This window comes from Bremerella cremea (genome assembly GCF_039541315.1).
GTDB classification, from domain to species: Bacteria; Planctomycetota; Planctomycetia; order Pirellulales; family Pirellulaceae; genus Bremerella; species Bremerella cremea.
Map to the genome: position 1 here is coordinate 1 of NZ_BAABFZ010000008.1, position 3,568 is coordinate 3,568.

General features: G+C 50.8%; 2 rRNA genes. Both read left to right on the forward strand.

Features of this window, described 5'->3' with window-relative positions:
- The first annotated feature begins 423 nt into the window (after positions 1-423).
- Positions 424-3,263 (forward strand): 23S ribosomal RNA (locus ABD890_RS23235).
- A 141-nt stretch (positions 3,264-3,404) separates the two neighbouring features.
- Positions 3,405-3,513 (forward strand): 5S ribosomal RNA (rrf, locus tag ABD890_RS23240).
- Positions 3,514-3,568: the final 55 nt, after the last annotated feature.

The following is a 3,568-nucleotide window of genomic DNA, read 5'->3' on the forward strand; positions in this document are numbered from 1 at the left end:
GAAAACGATCTTTGACAATTTGGTTGGTAGATGGCATTTTGCGTGACGAAGCGATGCCGGGTTTGAGGTTTTTGACCTCGGGCCAGACAAGACTTCGTTGCGGCATAAACGATGCAATTTCATAGAGTTATATGGTTATTACCAAGAAGTGTTGCTTTTGATTCAGCTTCGGCTGAAACGGAGCAGTGTCGATTGGGAGTTAACCGTTCTCAATAGAGAATCTGGATGTCTATCGGTTGTAGTTCTGGTTGCTACCTGAGAGGGTAGTGCGAAGACTGCTTCACGAAGCATTTAGAATCGTTACAAGATCGGATCTCAGTGGCTGGCTCTTAGACAAGTCAGCCACACGAAAAGAAGTCCGAAATAGTTTGATTGTTCATTGATTGCAAGAGTTGCTAACTCTCGCGAGCTTTGAATATTTGTGGTCAAGCTATTAAGGGCACATGGGGGATGTCTTGGCATCAGAAGATAAGGCGTGGAAGACTGCGATAAGCCTGGGGAAGTTGTCAAACGAACGTTGATCCCGGGATTCCTGTTTAACTCAGGGAACTGAAACATCTAAGTACCTGAAGGAAAAGAAAGAAAAATCGATTCCGTCAGTAGCGGCGAGCGAACGCGGAATAGCCCAAACCTTGAGGATTTTCCTCAGGGGGTTGTAGGGCCTCTCATATGGAAGTTACAAAGCCACCGATTAGCCGATATGACATGGAAAGGTCAACCATAGAGGGTGACAGTCCCGTAGGCGAAAATCGAGTGGCCTTCCGAGAGGTGCCTGAGTAGGTCCAGTCACGTGAAACCTGGACTGAATCCACGGAGACCATTCCGTAAGGCTAAATACTCTCTGATGACCGATAGTGAACTCAGTAGCGCGAGTGAAAGATGAGAAGAACCCCGACAAGGGGAGGTATGTGAACCTGAAACCATGTGCCTACAAGCGGTCGGAGCCCGATTTATGGGTGACGGCGTGCCTTTTGCATAATGATCCGGCGAGTTACCGTCTGCGGCAGGTTAAGGCCTTACGGGCTGTAGCCAGAGGGAAACCGAGTCTTAATAGGGCGTTAGTCGTAGGTGGTAGACGCGAAACCACGTGATCTACCCATGAGCAGGTTGAAGCGCGGGTTATACCGCGTGGAGGACCGAACCCACTTGGGTTGAAAACCGAGGGGATGACTTGTGGGGAGGAGTGAAAGTCTAATCAAACGTGGAGATATCTCGTTCTCTCCGAAATAGCTTTTGGGCTAGCCTTGAGCCACTACACATTGGGGGTAGAGAGACTGAATCGGTTTGGGGCCCTTCCCGGGGTACCCTGCTGGACCAAACTCCGAATACCAATGTGACTATCTCAGGAGTCAGTCCGCGAGGGATAAGCTTCGCGGTCGAGAGGGAAACAACCCAGACCGTCTGCTAAGGTCCCGAAGAGATGCTCAGTCACTAAGGAAGTTGAATTGCCGAGACAACCAGGATGTTGGCTTAGAAGCAGCCACCATTTAAAAAGTGCGTAACAGCTTACTGGTCGAGCAATTCTGCGCCGATAATGAACGGGAGTAAGCATCTCACCGAAGCAGCGGATTCGAAAGAATGGTAGGAGAGCGCCGATCGTCAGATACGAGCCGTACCGTAAGGAGCGGTGTTGGGGCGATCGGGTGATTATGCCGGAATGAGTAACGATAAAACAGGTGAGAATCCTGTTCGCCGAAAGCCTAAGGTTTCCTGGGGAAGGCAATTCCGCCCAGGGTTAGCCGGTCCCTTAGTCGAGGCTGAAAAGCGTAGACGATGGACAACGGGTCAATATTCCCGTGCTACGGTTGTGGACTGATGGAGGGACGGCGTTTCAAAGGTGATCGGACTGGTGGAACAGTCCGTGGGCTCTAGCAAGGTGAGGAATAGGCAAATCCGTCCTCATAAGCCAAGTTAGAGTGCTGACTCTTCGGAGGTAATCATCAGCGGGACGTCCAAGAAAAGCTTCTAAAGGTTGAAGCAACTGTAACCGTACTAAAACTGACACAGGTAGGCGAGTCGAGTAGACTAAGGCGCTCGGGAGAACGGTGGTTAAGGAACTCTGCAAAATGACCCCGTAAGTTCGCGATAAGGGGTGCCCCTGATGGTTAACGCTGTTGGGGGCCACAGAAAATCGGCTCTGGCAACTGTTTATCAAAAACACAGGACCCTGCCAACTCGCAAGAGGATGTATAGGGTCTGACGCCTGCCCGGTGCCGGTAGGTTAAGGAAGCGGGTGCAAGCTCTCGACCGAAGCCCCGGTAAACGGCGGCCGTAACTATGACGGTCCTAAGGTAGCGAAGTTCCTTGTCGGGTAAGTTCCGACCTGCATGAAAGGCGTAATGACTGGAGCACTGTCTCAACCACCGACCCGGTGAAATTGTAGTCGTGGTGAAGATGCCACGTTCCCGCAGTTAGACGGAAAGACCCCGTGAACCTTTACTGTAGGCTGATATTGGTCTGAGATATGTTTTGTGTAGGATAGGTGGGAGGCTTTGAAGTCGGCACGCCAGTGTCGATGGAGCCATCCTTGAAATACCACCCTGAATATGTTTTAGCTCTAACCTAGAATTTCTGTGAATCCAGACTAGGAACAGTGTCAGTTGGGCAGTTTGACTGGGGCGGTCTCCTCCCAAAGAGTAACGGAGGAGTGCAAAGGTACCCTCAGCCTGGTTGGTCATCAGGCATAGAGCGCAATGGTAGAAGGGTGCTTAACTGTGAGACCCATAGGTCGAACAGATACGAAAGTAGGTCATAGTGATCCGGTAGTCCCGAATGGAAGGGCTATCGCTCATCAGATAAAAGGTACTCCGGGGATAACAGGCTTATCGCATCCGAGCGTCCATAGCGGCGATGCGGTTTGGCACCTCGATGTCGGCTCATCACATCCTGGGGGTGAAGAAGCTCCCAAGGGTTCGGCTGTTCGCCGATTAAAGTGGTACGTGAGCTGGGTTCAGACCGTCGTGAGACAGGTCGGTCCCTATCTGCTGTGGGCGTACGAAACTTGAGGAGATTCTTCTTTAGTACGAGAGGATTTGGAAGGACGTTCCTCTGGTGTCCCAGTTGTCATGCCCGTGGCACGGCTGGATAGCTATGAACGGAAAGGATAAACGCTGAAAGCATCTAAGCGTGAAGCCCGCTCCAAGATTAGGTTTCGTAAGTATTTATACGAGAGTCCCCTGGAAGACGACCAGGTTGATAGGCCAGATGTGTAAGCTCAGCAATGAGTTCAGCTAACTGGTACTAACGGACGAATGCTTGACCACTTATATTCAACGCTCTCAAGAGCATGAATAATCAAGTGACGATTCACAGATTCTCGATTGATCGAACGTTCGCAACACACGCGAATACATCTACCAAGCCAAATTGAGCTTCGTGAGGCCCTCACGTTTCACGAAGCTCCTTCCGGTGACCATATGGTTGTGGAAACACCTGTTCCCTTTCCGAACACAGCAGTTAAGCACAACCAGCCGATGATAGTGCCCACCAGTGCGAAAGTAGGTATCGCCGGATTCATTTACACTTCAAAGCCCCGTTCTAACGAACGGGGCTTTTTTGTTGCCCTGAT